At 57.5% G+C, this 16,256-nt stretch carries 15 protein-coding genes; 10 read left to right on the top strand and 5 right to left on the bottom strand.

The window, feature by feature from the left end; all coding sequences use genetic code 11:
- The first annotated feature begins 10 nt into the window (after positions 1–10).
- The 6 genes from B0G75_RS12905 (at position 11) to B0G75_RS12880 (ending at position 7,434) form a co-directional block, all read left to right on the top strand.
- Complete coding sequence (locus tag B0G75_RS12905) at positions 11–1,207, top strand: ABC transporter substrate-binding protein (protein ID WP_106305713.1); 1,197 nt, start codon at positions 11–13, stop codon at positions 1,205–1,207.
- A 53-nt stretch (positions 1,208–1,260) separates the two neighbouring features.
- Positions 1,261–2,184, top strand: a complete 924-nt coding sequence (locus B0G75_RS12900; RefSeq protein WP_106305711.1) for a branched-chain amino acid ABC transporter permease — start codon at positions 1,261–1,263, stop codon at positions 2,182–2,184.
- Positions 2,181–3,962 carry an ATP-binding cassette domain-containing protein gene (locus B0G75_RS12895; RefSeq protein ID WP_106305398.1) on the top strand — a complete coding sequence of 594 codons (1,782 nt, stop codon included), beginning with the start codon at positions 2,181–2,183 and terminating at the stop codon, positions 3,960–3,962. The genes B0G75_RS12900 and B0G75_RS12895 overlap by 4 nt, the downstream gene beginning before the upstream one ends.
- Positions 3,963–3,975: 13 nt before the next feature.
- A complete protein-coding gene (locus tag B0G75_RS12890) occupies positions 3,976–4,686 on the top strand; it encodes an ABC transporter ATP-binding protein (protein WP_106305395.1) in 711 nt (236 codons plus the stop codon).
- A 42-nt stretch (positions 4,687–4,728) separates the two neighbouring features.
- On the top strand, positions 4,729–5,418 hold the full coding sequence (locus B0G75_RS12885; protein ID WP_106305392.1) for an EthD domain-containing protein: 690 nt from the start codon (positions 4,729–4,731) through the stop codon (positions 5,416–5,418).
- 147 nt (positions 5,419–5,565) lie between these two features.
- Positions 5,566–7,434: a CocE/NonD family hydrolase gene (locus tag B0G75_RS12880; protein WP_181309246.1), complete on the top strand. Its 1,869-nt coding sequence runs from the start codon at positions 5,566–5,568 to the stop codon at positions 7,432–7,434.
- Between the two features lie 206 nt (positions 7,435–7,640).
- Here the strand turns inward: B0G75_RS12880 and B0G75_RS12875 are convergent, their stop codons facing one another.
- From B0G75_RS12875 to B0G75_RS12865, 3 genes are all read right to left on the bottom strand, one after another.
- Entirely contained in the window at positions 7,641–8,654 is a 1,014-nt protein-coding gene (locus B0G75_RS12875; RefSeq protein ID WP_106305386.1) for an EthD domain-containing protein, read from the bottom strand.
- 270 nt (positions 8,655–8,924) lie between these two features.
- A complete protein-coding gene (locus tag B0G75_RS12870; protein WP_106305384.1) occupies positions 8,925–10,055 on the bottom strand; it encodes an alkene reductase in 1,131 nt (376 codons plus the stop codon).
- A gap of 54 nt (positions 10,056–10,109) precedes the next feature.
- The gene (locus B0G75_RS12865) at positions 10,110–11,102 is read right to left on the bottom strand and encodes an LLM class oxidoreductase (protein WP_106305381.1); all 993 of its coding nucleotides are present in this window, start codon (positions 11,100–11,102) and stop codon (positions 10,110–10,112) included.
- Between the two features lie 93 nt (positions 11,103–11,195).
- Between B0G75_RS12865 and B0G75_RS12860 the strand changes: the two genes are divergently transcribed.
- The gene (locus tag B0G75_RS12860) at positions 11,196–12,116 is read left to right on the top strand and encodes a LysR family transcriptional regulator (protein ID WP_106305378.1); all 921 of its coding nucleotides are present in this window, start codon (positions 11,196–11,198) and stop codon (positions 12,114–12,116) included.
- A 538-nt stretch (positions 12,117–12,654) separates the two neighbouring features.
- Here the strand turns inward: B0G75_RS12860 and B0G75_RS12855 are convergent.
- A complete protein-coding gene (locus tag B0G75_RS12855) occupies positions 12,655–13,848 on the bottom strand; it encodes a phytanoyl-CoA dioxygenase family protein (RefSeq protein WP_258194418.1) in 1,194 nt (397 codons plus the stop codon).
- Positions 13,849–13,942: 94 nt separating this feature from the next.
- On the opposite strand from B0G75_RS12855, the gene B0G75_RS12850 reads away from it, so the two are divergent.
- Positions 13,943–15,016, top strand: coding sequence for a LacI family DNA-binding transcriptional regulator (locus B0G75_RS12850; RefSeq protein WP_106305375.1), 1,074 nt, complete (start codon positions 13,943–13,945; stop codon positions 15,014–15,016).
- Here B0G75_RS12850 and B0G75_RS12845 read toward each other — a convergent pair.
- Positions 14,915–15,199: a ketopantoate reductase family protein gene (locus B0G75_RS12845; protein ID WP_106305372.1), complete on the bottom strand. Its 285-nt coding sequence runs from the start codon at positions 15,197–15,199 to the stop codon at positions 14,915–14,917. The genes B0G75_RS12850 and B0G75_RS12845 overlap by 102 nt on opposite strands.
- Positions 15,200–15,456: 257 nt before the next feature.
- On the opposite strand from B0G75_RS12845, the gene B0G75_RS41315 reads away from it, so the two are divergent.
- Together B0G75_RS41315 and B0G75_RS41310 are read left to right on the top strand one after the other, a co-directional pair.
- Positions 15,457–15,867 carry a LysR substrate-binding domain-containing protein gene (locus tag B0G75_RS41315; RefSeq protein WP_258194416.1) on the top strand — a complete coding sequence of 137 codons (411 nt, stop codon included), beginning with the start codon at positions 15,457–15,459 and terminating at the stop codon, positions 15,865–15,867.
- Complete coding sequence (locus B0G75_RS41310; protein ID WP_258194450.1) at positions 15,815–16,177, top strand: hypothetical protein; 363 nt, start codon at positions 15,815–15,817, stop codon at positions 16,175–16,177. The genes B0G75_RS41315 and B0G75_RS41310 overlap by 53 nt, the downstream gene beginning before the upstream one ends.
- The last annotated feature ends 79 nt before the right edge of the window (positions 16,178–16,256 follow it).

Genomic DNA, 16,256 nt, shown 5'->3' with positions numbered 1-16,256 from the left:
TGGAGACATCATGAAAGCAATTCGCGTCATCGCAGGAATCGTAGCCTCGCTCAGTTTTGCTGCGGCAGTCCCCGCCGCGTCGGCGCAGGAAATAAAGATTGGCTTCAACGGCGACCTTTCTGCGTCGCCCTCGGCACAGAGCGGACAAGCCGCTGTCCTGGGCATGCAAGCTGCAATCGCAGATGTAAATGCGGGCGGCGGAGTGCTTGGCAAAAAACTGGCGCTTGTCGTGCGCGACGATGTATCACAGCCGCCCAAGTCCATCCAGAACATGACGGACCTCATCGACAACGAAAAGGTTGTTGCCGTCTTCGGTCCGACGAACTCTGGAAACGCAATGGCATGGAAGCACATCGTCAATCAGAAGAAGATGCCGGTGATTGACAATGTCTCGTCGGGAACGGACATCACCAAGCCGATGAGCCCCGGTGCGGACAACTATATGTTCCGCGTCTCGATGGTCGACCGTGAGCAAGTCGCGGCGCTGATGGCGTATGTGAAGAAGACGGGTAGTGCGAAGAAGGTTGGCTTCATGACCGAGACGACAGGCTATGGTCAAGGTGCTCTCAAAGACATGAAGTCCATCGCCGAGATGCAGGGAATCACTCCCGCTGCCATCGAACAATTCGGCGTCAGCGACACAGACATGACTTCCCAGTTGAACAAGCTCAAGGAAGCAGGTGTCGACACAGTCATCATCTGGGCGCAGGGTACTCCTATCGCTCAAGTCATGCGGAGCATGGAGAAAATCAACTACTACCCGCGTACGCTCAGTTCCTGGGCGGCGGACAACATCACTTTCTATGATGCAGCCGGAAAGACGTTGGCAGAGAAGCCACTTTTTCTGCGTACCGTCAGTGAAAATCGGACCCCGGCCCAAGACAAGCTGTTCACCCGCGTTGGGTCTCAGCTGAAGGCTCCGAGTTCGTTCTCGTTTGCGCTGCACGGCTACGACTCCGTGATGATTCTGGTTCAGGCAATCAAGCAGGCGAACAGTACCGATGGCGCGGCAATCCGTGTTGCGCTCGAGAACCTCAATGCACCGGTGCAAGGTCTGCTTAAAACCTACAACAAGCCTTTCAGCAAGACAAATCACGAAGCACTGGTAGCAAAGGACTTCGTTTGGGTGCACTGGAAAGATGGCCGACTCGTGCCGTACAGCGATGCGCTCGTTGCGTCCCTGACCCCGGCGGACTACAAGCAGTAACGGTCCCATTGATGATGGCGGCACCGCAGATGCCGTCACAGCGGAGAACACTCATCATGGAAGCTATCTTTCAGGCGGTAATCAGTGGGCTGGCGGTCGGCGGCGCATATGCGCTTGTGGCGCTGGGCTTCAGCATCACGTTCACCACGACGAAAACGCTCAACTTCTCGCACGGCGAGTTTGTATCGAGCGGCGCATTCATTGGAATGAGCGTGATGCTGCTCCTCTTGGGAAAGCCAATCACCTCGACAACTTTCGGCGGGGCTGTTCCCAGCGTGAGTGCGCAATTGCTGGCGCTGGTTGCCGCACTCGTGGTGATGGGCGCGCTCGGATGGCTCCTGTATGCCATCGGCGTGCGTCCTTTCGCAAAACAGCCCGGAATGGCATGGGTCATGAGCACTCTCGGGTTCGGTGTGGTCCTGGACAGCATCGGGCTGGCCATCTGGGGCCCCAAACCGGTTGTGGTGCCGTCGCCTGTGGGTGACTCCGTCATTCAACTTTTCGGAATCGGCGTGCGTCCGCAAGAGCTGCTTCTCCTGGCGGTGGCTGTCCTCGTGATGGTTGCCTTTGACGTCGTCATGCGAAAGACGATGGTTGGAAAGATGATGCGCGCTGTCGCTGCCAACGGTAACGTCGCGAGCCTGATGGGCATCAACACTAATGCAGTGATGATTGGTGCCTTCGTGGTCAGCTCGGCGTTGGCTGGGCTGTCTGGCTTTCTCATTGCACCCATCACGCAGGCGTCTCTCTTCATGGGCCTGGCTATTGGGCTGAAGGGCTTTTCTGGCGCGATGGTAGGTGGTCTTAATAATCCCCGCGGTTGCGTTATCGGTGGCTTTGCTCTCGGAGTGTTCGAGTCAACTGTCAATTTGTGGCAGGCGCAGTGGCGTGAGATTGCGGTGTTCGCTGTGGTGATTCTCGTCCTCGCTTTCAAGCCGACGGGCCTCTTTGGCAGCCGCCTCGTGGAGAAGGTATGAAAAAGTACAGCCATTTGGCGGTCGTATGTGCCATCGCGGTCGTGCTTGGTGCCGCCGCGCTGTCCATCGGAAACGACTATTACCTGCACATCGCGTTCATGATGTGCGTCTACTACCTGTGCGCCGCCGGCATGAACGTCCTTGTCGGCTTCGCAGGACAGAAATCGCTCGGTCAAGCTGGGCTCTTCGGAGCGGGAGCTTACGCAGTCGCACTTCTCACATCGCAGACGGAAATCAGTCCGTGGGCAGCCATGGCCATCGCAACGGCCATCTCGGGCGTCTGCGGGGTGCTCATCGCGCTCCCGTCGCTTCGCGTCAAAGGGCCGTACCTGGCCATGGTGACGCTCGCGTTCGGTATCGTTGTGGAACGGCTGGTCAGTGACTGGACAGATGTGTTTGGCGGAGCCCAAGGCATCTACGGGATTCGTAGCCCGGAAATGGGTGGGGAGCCGATGTCGCTCGGTCAATGGGTGTGCGTCGGGCTCGTTTTCTGCGCGGTTACTCACCTGTTGCTTCGCAACCTGCTGAATGGAAGGTTTGGCCGTGCCTTCCTTTCCCTTCAGGCTGACGAAATTGCATCGTCGTCGGTGGGCGTTCGTGTCTATCGGGGCAAAGTGATTGCGTTCGTGATTGCAGCGGTGACATGTGGACTTGCTGGCGCAATGGTCGCTCAGCAGAACCAGTACATCAATTCCGATTTCATCTCGTTTCAGCTCTCTATCTTCATCCTGCTGCTTGTCCTTTTTGGTGGAGCGGGAACGAAGCTAGGGCCCGTCGTTGGCGCAATCGTCCTGACCCTGCTTGATGCACTTCTCGCACGTTGGCCTTCAGTTCAGCACGCGCTGTATGGGCTGCTTCTCCTGTTTGCGCTCTATGTGATGCCCGGCGGAGTAGTCGGAACGCTATCGAAGCTCGTCGGACGCAAGAGTCAAGATACGAAGGAAGAATACGCTGCCCCGGGCGGGCAGGTTACAACGCTCTTGCGCGGCGGTCGGGCGAACAGCGCAGAACTGCTGACAGTCACTAAGCTCTCGAAAGCATACGGTGGCGTGAAGCCTGCTCAAGACATTTCGTTCGCCTTGAAGCGCGGTCATATCCACGCGCTCATTGGCCCGAATGGCGCCGGGAAGAGCACGATGATTAACATGGTAACGGGCATCGTCCGTCCGGACAGCGGGTCGATTCGCTTCAACGGGAAGGAGATAGGTGGAAGCGCGGTTCATTCCATCTGTTGCCTCGGTATGGGCCGTACCTTCCAGAACCTGAGACTCTTCGCCGATTTGTCGGTTCTCGACAATGTAATGCTTGGTCGGCACAGCCGGATGAAGAACGGCTTGTTTGCTTCCTTGTTCGCGACCTCGAAGGCGCGTCAAGAGGAGGAAATCACGAGGCAACGTGCGCGCGAGCTGCTTGAGCTGGTTGACCTCGGTCACCTGGCGAGCCGTCCCGCAGGGAGTCTGCCGTATGGCCTGCAACGCCGGGCCGAGCTCGCCCGTGCACTGGCCACCGAACCGCAGCTGTTACTGCTGGATGAGCCGGCAGCGGGTTTGAACCCACAGGAAACGGCGGAGCTGGGACAGCTGCTCCTTCGTATCAGCAAATATGGCGTGAGCATCCTGATGGTCGAGCACCACATGGACCTCGTCATGTCGATTTCCGACCACGTCATCGTGCTTGACTACGGCATCAAGATTGCCGAAGGCAAGCCTGCAGACGTCCAGGCCAACCCGCGCGTCGTCGAAGCATATCTCGGCGTCGACGAAGCTGAAGCCGCATGAGAGAGGAGCAACGATGCTCAAAGTCGATTCAGTAAAGGTCTCTTACGGCGCTATTCAGGCCGTGAAGGGTGTGAGCCTCGAGGTGAGGGAAGGCGAAGTCGTCACCATCATCGGCGCGAACGGTGCCGGGAAAAGCAGCCTTCTAAAGAGCATCGCGGGGCTGCAGGCGGTCTCCTCCGGCCGCATCACGGTTGGCGGTCGCGACTGCACCCAGTTGCCTGCACACATGCGCCTCGGCCTCGGTATTGCCCTGTCGCCCGAAGGTCGCGGCGTGTTTCCCGACCAGACCGTGCGTGAGAACCTCCTTCTCGGAGCCTATTCCCGCAAACAGCCGATGTCCGCGACTGAGGTAGCGATGGAGCGGGAGTTTGACCGGTTTCCACGTCTTCGCGAACGTCAGAATCAGCTCTCGGGAACGCTTTCCGGGGGCGAGCAGCAAATGCTCGCCATTTCGCGCGCATTGATGAGTCAGCCGCGCATGCTTCTTCTCGATGAGCCTTCGTTGGGCCTGGCTCCGCTGGTCATCCGCGACATTTTCGATGCCATCCGTAGTCTGCGCGAGGATGGCCTCACCATTCTGCTGGTCGAGCAGATGGCGAAGCAGGCCTTGGGGGTCGCTGACAGGGCATATGTGCTTGAGGTTGGCAACATCACGCTGGAGGGGTCTGGGCGCGACTTGCTGAACGACCCAAAAGTCAAGGCGGCATATTTAGGCGCGCATTGACCGCGCCGAGCTTTCGACCTAAGTCACGACATTGGAGGATTGATGAGCACGGTACGCATGGGGCTTATTTCAAAGAAGCCCGAATGGTCGAACGATGAGTTTTACAAGCATTGGCTCGGCCATCACGGCCCGTTGGTGAAAAACGCACCTGGGCTTAGTCAGTATTGGCAGAACCACATTGTCGACCGTATTCAGCGCGGAATCGACTTCGAGCGGGAGCCGTGGGAGTTCGACGGTTTCTCGCAACTGTGGATTTCGGACCCGAACAAGCCGTTCGGAGAGGGGGAGCTGCCGCAAAGAATCATCGAAGACGAGAACCATTTCCTCGGCCGCCTTCATATCCTGACCGTCAAGCAGACGACGGTAGTAGAAGTGCCGGAAGACGCGTCTCGTGCAAAGCTCAAGAAGCGGATTTCTCTCATCCGCCGTCGCCCCGAGCTTTCGGAGCAGGACTTTCTGAACGAGTGGAAAGTACATGCGGATTTCGTTCGCACGATGCCTGGCGTCAAAGGCTATCGGCAGAACGCGGTAGTGCAGCGAGAGCTTCAGAAAGGCACGCCTTGCAGTTACGACGACCTACCCATTGATGGGGTCGTTGAGTTCTGGTTCGAAAGCACTGAGTCGTTGCAAAAGGCGTTCGAATCAGAGGTCGGCGTGAAGACGATGGAACATGCAAAAACATTCCTCGCCGGCATCACCGCATTCCTGGTCGAGGAGCACCGAATCATCTGACGTCCCTGGAATTGAGTGGTGCCGCGTCCCTGCGACGGCGGGGCCCGCGGTTGTGGTGCTGGCGTAAGTGGATTACGTCTTGTAAATAAAGTTAGGAATGAAGAGTAAGTTTATCTAACGATTGGCGAGACACCGATGGAGGTCGTTATGAAGCGTTCAAGTCGTGCAGCGCTGCTTGCAGCCGCGGCAATTCTGTTATCCGGTGCGGCAGTTCCCGCGCTTGCGTCTACACCTTTTCCGGGTGGAGTATGGAGCCCGGGTAATCCGACTTACGGGACCGCACTAGACAAAAGCGTCCCGGTCACCATGAGCGATGGAACGGTGCTTATGGTCGATGTGTCCTATCCCACCGACTTGCATACCGGTGCTCGGGCGAAGGGTCCGTTCCCCGTCATTCTCACTCAAACGCCATACCTTGGGAATCCGTCCACGGCTGGTGATTACTTCGTTCAGCGAGGCTACATCTATGTGACAGCATCGGTCAGAGGGACTCGAAACTCAGGCGGCGAATTTTCGTTCTTCGGCAACGACGGGACGGATGGTGCGGAGATAGTCCAATGGGCCGCGACGAAGCTGCAGAACTCAAGCGGCAAGATTGCTCTGCAGGGCGGTTCATGGTCAGGACTGAACCAATACACGACGGCGCTGGCAGCCGGAAAAAATTCACCTATCAAGGCTCTAGCACCATTTTGTGCAGGAGCCGAGTTTTACCGTGAGACGTATTTCGCAGGCGGCATCCCTACGCAAACGGGCCAGTTCCCACTAGGTTTCGGTGCGGCGGTTGGTAATAATCATGGCGCGACCGCATACGGCCAGGCAATGGTCGACGAAATCAACGCGGGTGGCCCCAGGGCTTATTACAGAGACTTCTGGAAGGTGCGCTCTCCCGGCACGTTCGCCCGGCAACTCGCAGACCTCGACATTCCGACTCTTATTTGGAGCACGCACCAGGACATTTACGCTGAGAGCTCTACGTCCATGTACGCATATTTGCAGAACGCGAGAAGCGGCCAATACGTATACGGTCCCATGCGTCCGAACCAGGATGTCACAGGCCGGTACCAGGTGATTATCAGCCAGGGCGGTCACTGCCAGTTTGAGGAGCAGACGACTGGGCAGAACATTACAAACAACATCACGCTGGAATGGTTCGATACCTGGCTCAAAGGTAAGAAGACAGGGATGGCGGACACTAAGCAACCAGTTCACGTCCACGAGCTAATTTCCAACAACTGGATTAGCACGTCGGCTTACCCGGTTGCGCCTGTGTACACGCAATACTTCCTCACGCCCAAGGGAGCGCTTTCAAAGAAGCCTTCGAATCAATCGGCGGAAGTTAATTTACTTTGGGCGCAGCCAGGCGCCGGGAGCACGGCGCAATTTGATGGGCCGGTCCTGAAAAAGGGAGCGACGCTGGCCGGCCCGATGAGCGCGTCATTCTACGCCTCGTCGACCACGCCGAATCTGGAACTCATCGCGACGGTACAACTGGTGGGTCCGGATGGGAGTGTCACTCCGCTTTCCAGTGGTACTGTCCTCGGCAGCCTCTCGAAGAACGACCCGAATCGCTCATGGCTCGACAAGAACGGCGTGCCTGTGAAGCCTTACGGCGAATACTTCGCAGACCACTACGTACCCGCCGGTAATATTCGTCGTTACGACTTCTTGATTTCGCCGAAATTTGCCTCAATTCCGGCGGGAAGCAAGGTCCGACTCATCGTCAGCACTCAAACTCCGACGCAGCAGTCGAACGGCATCGGGTCGCCGCCTCCGGCAAACTCGCAATGCTCTCCCGTACTCGGCACCGACGCATGCTTTCCGACGCATCCTCAGGCGGTCTCTCTGACGGGAAGTACCGTCTCACTGTATGTTGGCGCAAGCCTCCCGTCGTCCTTGAACTTGCCTTTGCTCAAAGCAGGCTGCTTCAAGTCTGAAGGCAACACGAGTCTCCCATACTGGGACTCTGATTCGGCGGAGAAGGAAGGTGCCGTGTGCCAGGAGGCGGACGACGACTGAGCAGGTTTCGATGCGGTAAGTAGTTCGCCCCGTCCTAAGGGACGGGGCGTTTCGCGGGAGTGGGAAATTTCAGAATTAACAGGTTGCCCCAATGCCGTCGACTCCTAGTGCTTTCAGTGGTGATGGCTCGGCGAACAAATCGATAACGCGGCGCATATTCGGACAGGTGAGTGCGGCCGGTCGCTACAACGCCGCAGCGGCATTCGTTACGCGGTGCGAACCTCGGGGCGGATGCGGTTGACAATCATCATGCCGATGGTGGTCCAATATTCCGACGCTGCGTGCTCAGTCTTCAGGGACTCGTGCTCGACAATACGTGCATTCATCGGGCTCAGCAGAAAATCCTCGAGGTCTGCGAGGCTTGAAAAGCTCATAAGACTTATTCCATCAAGCGTCGCTGCGTCAGGATGAAAAAACGGCTGGCCGGATGCTCGACCACCGATGTTGTGAAGCTGGACATAACGTTTGACCAACTGACTGCCTTGGCAGTGACTGCTGACATAGGGGCCATGGTCCTTGAGCCACCACTGCTGGAATGATTCGCGCGCCTCGTCTTTTCGACGCACATGTAGCTTGACCAATGTGACTGCTTCATTTCCCGATTCGCTGGGAATGATGATGTGCTGCAGGGCAAGTACCGGCGCGATGTCACGAAACATGGTCAAGTCTTCGGGAAGAATTTTGGTGCGCACTCGCTCGTTAGCGAACACGGCTGCGATGTCATCGATGCTCTCAAAGTTGAGATACGCGACGCCATCCCAGCGCGGCCGTTGATACGGTTCAATGTGTCCGAGAATTGTCGGCCAGAGCATTCCGCTTTGGTCGACTGGAGCGCGGTATGGGGGCGCATTAAAGCTTGTTGGCCCTGGAGCGAATCGATGCAGTTGTTCATAACGCAGCAGTCGCTCCAAGCTGCGGTCGTCGTGCTCTTCGATGTAGGTGAAACGAACGCCATGCACCTTTCGCCAATACTCGCCCCAGTGCTCGAAGCTGACGTTGGGATTACTCTCGAAACCAATGGTGGAGGAATCTTTCGCCGGGTCGCGTAATGGATGGCCAGACGTGTCGAGCGTGTAACCATCACCCACTCGACGTACGTCGGGTGGCGTCGTATCCGCACGGGACAGCAACGAAAAGAGAACTGTCAGCGGCTCGCTTCCACCTGGTCGAGTTTGGACGTAGGGCGGTCGATACAGCTTTTCGACAACGAAGTTAGACATGGGTTGACCTTCGAAGGATTTAGCAGACAAAAGTGGGAAGCGAGGCGTCTACCGCAACCACGCTGACATCTCATCGGCCAGCGCGCTCCGTTCGATAGGGGTAAGCGGCGTTAACGCCGAACCAGCGGAGACTCGACACCGACGCACTGACAAAAGGCCTATTTTGATTTCGTTGTCACTCGCTGTCCGCGACGTCGGTCTGGGCATGGAAGATGGAGTCTTGGAATCTGCTAAGGTCGGTAACCCTAGCATCTGGCGCCACGATTGCCTTCAAGATGGAGCGTACGGAGCGTAATCCACGTAGCCCTCTGCTCCGCCACCATAGAAGGTCGCCGGATTCGCGGGGCTCAGTGGCCAATCATTCTGAAGACGAGCAACGAGGTCAGGGTTGCTGATGAATGGTGCGCCGAACGCGACGAGGTCGATGACGTCAGCGGCAATCATTTCCTCCGCACGTTCTCGCGACATACCACCTGCAAGAATGAGCGCAGTATGTGGCAGAAAGCCTTTCAAGAGGCGCAGGAGGGCCATGAATCCAGACTCGGCGTCCGGTTCGAGTGCGTTGTCCAGGCGCGAGTATCCCGACTGATTCATGACGTGAACATACGCGAGCTTTCGCTTCCCGATTTCGCGGCAGAGCTCAGTGTATGTCGCATCAATGGTCGGATAGAAGGGCATGTCGAATAGCTTGCCATAAGGCGATATTCGAATGCCGACCCGCTCAACACCGATACGCCCAGCAACGGCATCGATGACTTCGAGAGTGAAGCGCAACCGATTCCCAATGTTGTCGGCTGAGTAGCAATCGCTCCGGTCATTGACGAGCGGGTTCATAAACTGCTCGAACAGATAGCCGTTCGCGCCATGAATTTCGACCCCGTCAAACCCTGCCTTCATAGCATTCTCGGCAGCCTGAGCAAAATCCTGGACGATACGCCGAACTTCCTGCGTTTCGAGCTGGCGAGGCGTGGGCGTGTCTACGGGGTTGGGCTTCCCGCTATCGTCGTAGGCGAAGGCCTTCGCGTTCACTGCCTGTTTGGAACTGGCGCTGACGGGGGCCTTCCCGCCTTCCTGGATTGAATGATGGGAAACGCGGCCGACGTGCCAGAGCTGCGCGAAAATTTTTCCACCGACTGCGTGAACGGAATCAGTAGTCAGGCGCCAGCCGGCAATTTGCTCCGGCGTGTAGATGCCCGGGTTGAAAAGATAACCCGTTCCTTCTCGCGAAATCGATGTGCCTTCGCTGACAATCAGACCAGCCGTGGCGCGCTGGGTGTAATAGAGAGCAATGCGTTCATCAGCGACATCACGCGAAGCGCGTGCTCGCGTTAGCGGAGCCATGACAATGCGATTCTTTAATGCTGTGCCAGAGAGATTGAATGGTTCAAAAATGGTTTTCATAGATGGATTACGCGACCACGTCAGGGAGCCAGCGTGCACTCGAGTGCACATCGTTCAGTGTGAAGGAAAGTGCGGAAGGACTTCAGAAGCGAGCTCATCCATCAGCTCAGCGTACGGGCGTCGACTAACCTTGGGATTCAGTGCGATGTGATTCACGCCCGCTGCTTGAGCGTCGTGCAGAAAGTTCACAAGGCCTTTGCTCCCGGCTCGGAATCCGCCGCGAGTTCGGATAAGCGGCTCATTCTGGTTTTCTACCAGGTTAAGAAAGCCGCCAATACCGAGAGGCTTGAATTCTTCGGGACCGCTTGTCTGTTCGACGTGAGCGTGCCATTCGTTCGCAAACGATGGCAGCTGCTCGGGCACCGGCGAGGAGCCAATGAATCCGTCCATGTTCTCAGCAATCCAGGCCAAGCTTTGTTGGGCTCGCCCGATTGCAACAGTCGGCGTCCCACCGAATGGTGGCTTCGGTACAAGGTCGTGCGTTCCACGCGAGCTTCCGAATCTGGGCGAGGAGAACCGCGGAAAATCGTTGTGTAACACTCTGGTGAAGACATCAAAAGCGTCACGGAAGCGCTCGCCTCTTGTCTCAAAGTCGATGCCGAAGAGGGGGTACTCGGCCGGACGGTCGCCGGATGAGAGCCCCAAGACCATGCGGCCACCCGACAATTGGTCAAGCGAAGCTATCTGCTTGGCAAGAATCAACGGCTCTCGCATTGGCAAGACAATTCCTGCCGTCCCGAGCGCTATCTTCCGGGTAAAGGCAGCTAGATAGGCGATGTATGGAATAGGGTCGAAAACCTGACCAACATCGCCGTAGTCTGGGTCATAGAACGGGACGTCGCGCATCCATAGGGCAGCAAAGCCGAGACTATCGGCTTTCTGAGCCATCGTAACGTGGTCCCGCATCGTAGGCGCCGGACTATTCGGATGGGTCTCAAGCGGCAGAATCAGGCCGATGGTCAGCTTCTCTCGCAAAAAGAGGCGTTCATAACCGGGCTGTTCAGAAAGCTGTGCGCGGCTGAAGCCATGCTCAACGTTCGCGTTCATACGGGTTCTCCATGTTGGCTTCATTCTAATTTTGTCCGGGAGGGCCATTAACCCCCTAGAATTCCATTTACTTCATCCCTCGATTCTCAAATCATGTCGAAAGATAGATTCGATGGTCTCAGCGAGTTTGTCCTGTCAGCCCAGGAGGGAACCTTTACGGCAGCCGGCGCTCGGCTTGGTTTGACCAGCAGTGCGGTCGGCAAGGCCATCACGCGGTTAGAGGGACGTATTGGGGCCAAGCTGGTCCATCGAACCACCCGGCGTCTCACCCTGACGAACGAAGGAGAGGCATACCTCGCCAGCTGTCTGCGCGTGCTTGAGGATTTGGACGAGACTGAGAGCTTTTTGGCCACAGGACACCGTGAGCCGGTGGGGCGAGTCAGAATTGAGTTGCCGGCCACCTTTGGCCGGCGTCACCTGCTTCCGTCGCTGCTCGAACTTTCGCGCCGCTATCCTCGGCTGGACATCTCGGCGAATTTCAGCGAAAGGTTGGTCGACCTTATCGCCGAAGGCGTCGATGTTGCCGTTCGAATCGGCCAATTGAAGGATGACGCTGACATTGCAGCGCGACGACTTGGGGAACAGCGTCTGGTGATTTGCGCCTCGCCTGAATACTTTAAAGAACACGGGAGACCTAAAGACAAGGCAGACCTGCTTCTGAATCACGACTGCATTGCGGGGTTGCAACGAAATCGTCGGTCCGCATGGCTGCTTCGGAATGATGCGGGCGAATTTGAGCTCACGCCGGTAAGAGCGCGGCATGAGTGGGGAGACGGTGAGGCGATGCTAAATGCTGCGGTAGCAGGTTGCGGCGTGGCTCAGCTTCCAACTTGGCTTGTGGGTGCGCATCTTCGCAACGGGGACTTGATTGAAATTCTGAAGGAATGGTCTGGTGGGGAGATGCCGGTTCATGTCATCTGGCCGAGAACGAAATATGTCCAGCCACGAGTCAGAGTTGTGATTGACGAGCTCATCCGGTTGTCCAACGACGTGAGCTCCGGGTTCAAGCCTTGAATATCAGGCGTCGGATGGTCTCCCGGTACTCGGTACCAGACCGCGCTGTAGCCAGATGCGGCGATGGCTAGGTGCGTCTCGACCCGAAGGACCCAGCGTCGCTCGTCGCCATCCGGCACGACCGCCGGCGGCCGAGCTGCAAGCGTCGTCTCGCGGCGTAAGCGCACTACCCCTTAAATCCTTGTTTCACCTTCCTACATTTGAGCATTCTCTCTAGCGTACATCTCTTGTTTTTGTGAATGCCCCTTGGTGAAGTTGAGCCCCGCCTTATCCTGAGCGAGGCCTTCAGACACGTTCCAGAGCGTCATGACATGCCCCCCGGAGCCAGCGTCGCCCGTCAGCCGTTCGCCTCAGGGCGCTAACTTCGCCATCCTGTCCGGTATCTCAAGGCTATCCCACAGTACCGGCTGTCCCGCGACCGCTGCCGTTCGTGTCCGACCATGCGCGACTGCGGAACGGGCAGCAGTATGTGTACTCTCAAGACAGCTCATAATGCTTCAGCTCAGCTGGGAGCGTCCTCGGAGTTCCACGGTGGGAATCAAGCGGTGCGTCGGTGAACCTGCTCGCGAAGCGCAGCCACGAATGTGTCTTGGGCCCAGTCTTCTGCAAGCGCTCGACGTAGCAGCTCCTGCTGGCTCGCGGGAGCTAAGCCACCATGTGGTGAGTCCTTGTCCAGGTTCGTGGGAAACGGATAGCCCTCGGCGCTTGACGCGATGACAGCGTCAACCTCTTCTGTCGTGAAAGCCGCCGTGCGAACGAGGTCAAGCAGCACCGGATATAGGACCTCGCACATCTTCGTGCGATTCAGTGATTCCATCGCACGGCCGTAGGCTGAGGAAATCTGAAGAAGGTTCACCATGCGTTGGACGGAGGCTGTGCGGTTCGAGCCGGCTGCATGAAAGAGCGCTGGATTGAAGAAGAGTGCATCGCCTTTTTCAAGTGGCAGTTGAACGTAGCTCGTTTCGAAGTAGTCGCGAAAGTCCTGCCGACGCCAGGCAAGGTATCCCTCGGCGTAGCGCTGTGAGTACGGCAGTAGCTTGGTCGGCCCGCTTTCCAGCGGCATGTCGATGTGGGCGATGGCCCCTTGCAGCGTGAGAAACGGAGACATCGTATGAACGTGTGCCGGATAACGTTCGGCTTCGGAAACAGTCTGGAACCCGAGGTGGTAGTCCCGGTGGGCCTGCTGAGCTTGTCCACCGGGGCGTACGACATTGACTTGAGAGGTCATCTGAAAGTTTGGACCGAGCCACGCCTCGGCCACAGCCCGAAGCGGCAGATTCGCAAAGTAACGTGCGAACACATCTGGCGCGCGCAAACAAAGCTTCTCCTGCGCATTCCAGATTCGGTCATTTGCACCCGCCGTGGCGAAGTGGTCCGCAGCAGTGCCGCCAGCTTCGCGCTCTTCCTGAATGAGTGATTCAAAGACCTTGGTCGCTTCGTCGACCGGTGCGGTGTCGGCACACATGCGCTTCAATACGAGCACGCCCGCGCCCGTTTTCAAAACGCGCGCCCACTCAGCCTGAAGGTCCATTCGCCCGGAAACGTCCTCAAGGACCGAGGTAAGTTCGCGGCAGTCGTACAACGGAACGTGGTCTACTGTTCCGGCGGCAAAAGTAAGCCTGTCGTCGTCCGGAGAATGCTGGAGTACAGCAAGGAAGTCCTGGAGAAGGCAATCCTGCTCCCGATACCAACCGCCTGCGCGGACGTCGAGACGCGGTTCAATGGGGTTCACGGTGTCTCCTTCGGTTCTTCCTCTAACGATAGTCCTCCTTTTGGCGCTTGGGGTACCATAAACACCTCAAAAACACCTCAATTCGAAGTCCCTCATGGCGCACCGTTTTCTTATGAAGGAGATTGCCTTGCAGGCGGGCCTTGGACTTGCCACAGTCGACCGCGTGCTGAATGGCAGGGAGCACGTCCGCGAACACACTCGTCAACGGGTGCAGCACGCCATAAAGGAACTGGAGAAACAACAGTTTCAGCTGTCGACCAGCGGGCGCAAGGTTGTCGTCGATGTCGTCGTCGAAGCGCCGCAAAGGTTTTCTGACGAAATACGGGAAGCGTTGGAGTCTGAGCTACCGGGGTTGCATCCGGCGGTATTCAGACCACGGTTTCTGATGCAAGACACGATGACCACTGCGGAAGTTGTGGACGCATTGAGCGCGATTGGACGCAGGGGCAGCCACGGTGTGTTGCTCAAGGCACGAGATGTCCCTGAGATTGTTGCCGCTGTTTCGGGCTTGCAGCAGCGGGGCATTCCTGTCGTCACCATCTTTACGGATATTCCGCAGTCATCGCGCATTGCCTATGCCGGGCTCGACAACCACATGGCAGGCGCAACCGCCGCTTACCTCATCGGTCAATGGCTTGGTCGCCGTGAAGGCGATGTTCTGGTCACCATGAGTAGTGAACGGTTTCGCGGGGAAGAAGAACGCGGAGCGAGCTTTCGGGATGAATTGACGCGCCGAAATCCGAAGCTAAGACTCGTCGATGCCAGCGGGGGGCACGGCCTCGACAGGGAAACGGAGAAGCGAGTCAAGCGGGCCGTTGATGCAGACCGCAAAATTGTCGCGGTTTATTCGATGGGCGGAGGCAACGTTGCGATACTCCGTGCGCTCGGCGCGCTGGGTCAGGCGCCGAAATGTTTCATCGGGCATGACCTTGACAAGGATAACGTTGACTTGCTGCGCGACGGCAAACTGAGCGCGGTGTTGCATCACGACCTCCGGCAGGACATGCGCAGCGCGTGCCACTCCATCATGCACTTTCATAAGCTGTTGCCGGCGTCGGCCGTCGACCTATCCTCGTCGGTCGTTGTGATTACGCCGACAAATATCCCTCAAACTGTCGAGCATCGCTTTGCAAGCGTGCGACCGGCAGGTGTCACTCAATCGACGTGAGCAGTGCGCGGGCTGGGACGTGTGCCTGACTCTTTCGACGAGGAAGTCGCCCCGCGGCCCTGTCAGTCGAATTCCTGCCGTTTCAATTTCACTGCGCGAAGTGTCTCGAACACAGAACGTGACATCGTGACCAGCAAGCGCGAACGCTGCGCCGAAGTACGAACCGACGGCCCCCAGCGCCAATGACGACGATTTTCATGGTCGGCTCTCAGATGTGATGCTCCAATCTCGATGTCCTAAAGCCCCGCGACAAGACCCCGGTCACTTGTGGCGCTGCGGGGCTAACCGTCTACGCGCGTACGTGCCGCTTTTCGATGCCATTTATTGCTGTTCTCCGCAGTTGGAATCGTTGGTGCAGTCGTTGTCGGCGCTGGGACTGAACGAAGACGATGCATCGCTTGTGAGCCGGTTGGCAGACTGGGTCTTGAACGTAGCGCCCTGTGGGCCGCTGCCGATGTCGCCAAGCGACGCAGTGGCGCTCGCGTAGCGCGTTCGCAAAGTCACTGGAGGCAAGTAATGCTGCACGTGACCGTCGGATTAAAGGCCTGCTTGACCCCCAATGCAGCCTTCTCGGGACAGTCGACTACGCGCCAGACGAGTGGCAGCTTCAGAGCGCTTCTGACAACGCCAGCTTTCGGCCGGCTGAACCGCATTTCAGCGTGAACGACCTCGACTCAATGTCGATGGCTCTTCGTGAAGGCGCTGGAATTGGTTTGATTGCCGGATTCACTGCGATGGACGACCTTCGCAGCGGTTCACTCGAGCGAGTGCTGCCGCAGTACCATACTCACGCGAGAAGTGTCTACGCGCTATACCCATCGCGTCGATGCGAAAACCAAGCAATTCATTGATGCACTGAAAACTCATGTCGGCGACCGGCTCGCCGCATATGCAAAAGAACTTCAATTGGAAGGTGCTACGGTCGGAACTTGCCCTCTAGACACGGTAGCTTTGGCAGCTGCATCCGACCGCATCGAGCCATCGGAGCTCCCGACGACTCGCTCTCTCAGCAGTCGCTTCAAACCTGATGAAGCGGTAATACTGCCAATTCCCGTCAATGTGATTGCTCGCGAAGAAGACGTTGTTTGCGGCACCTACTACTTCGACGCTCTGTCTCCAGCAGCAAGCAGTCGTCGCCCGTCGCGAAATGATTGCAAATAGAGATTGGTGTCACCCACCGACTTCAGAGAGCGCATTCGCGCGAATGGGAAGCAAGTTGAGCGGCTGCACGCTGATGGCA

The sequence above is a fragment of the Paraburkholderia sp. BL18I3N2 genome (genome assembly GCF_003001875.1).
GTDB classification, from domain to species: domain Bacteria; phylum Pseudomonadota; class Gammaproteobacteria; order Burkholderiales; family Burkholderiaceae; genus Paraburkholderia; species Paraburkholderia phytofirmans.
This window is presented reverse-complemented; position numbering and strand designations above follow the sequence as displayed.

What these genes read in the sequence shown, in the direction of transcription:
- B0G75_RS12905 (WP_106305713.1), top strand. Translation starts at nt 11, where the DNA reads ATGAAAGCAATTCGCGTCATCGCAGGAATCGTAGCCTCGCTCAGTTTT.
- B0G75_RS12895 (WP_106305398.1), top strand. Translation starts at nt 2,181, where the DNA reads ATGAAAAAGTACAGCCATTTGGCGGTCGTATGTGCCATCGCGGTCGTG.
- B0G75_RS12890 (WP_106305395.1), top strand. Translation starts at nt 3,976, where the DNA reads ATGCTCAAAGTCGATTCAGTAAAGGTCTCTTACGGCGCTATTCAGGCC.
- B0G75_RS12885 (WP_106305392.1), top strand. Translation starts at nt 4,729, where the DNA reads ATGAGCACGGTACGCATGGGGCTTATTTCAAAGAAGCCCGAATGGTCG.
- B0G75_RS12880 (WP_181309246.1), top strand. Translation starts at nt 5,566, where the DNA reads ATGAAGCGTTCAAGTCGTGCAGCGCTGCTTGCAGCCGCGGCAATTCTG.
- B0G75_RS12875 (WP_106305386.1), bottom strand. Translation starts at nt 8,654, where the DNA reads ATGTCTAACTTCGTTGTCGAAAAGCTGTATCGACCGCCCTACGTCCAA.
- B0G75_RS12870 (WP_106305384.1), bottom strand. Translation starts at nt 10,055, where the DNA reads ATGAAAACCATTTTTGAACCATTCAATCTCTCTGGCACAGCATTAAAG.
- B0G75_RS12865 (WP_106305381.1), bottom strand. Translation starts at nt 11,102, where the DNA reads ATGAACGCGAACGTTGAGCATGGCTTCAGCCGCGCACAGCTTTCTGAA.
- B0G75_RS12860 (WP_106305378.1), top strand. Translation starts at nt 11,196, where the DNA reads ATGTCGAAAGATAGATTCGATGGTCTCAGCGAGTTTGTCCTGTCAGCC.
- B0G75_RS12850 (WP_106305375.1), top strand. Translation starts at nt 13,943, where the DNA reads ATGGCGCACCGTTTTCTTATGAAGGAGATTGCCTTGCAGGCGGGCCTT.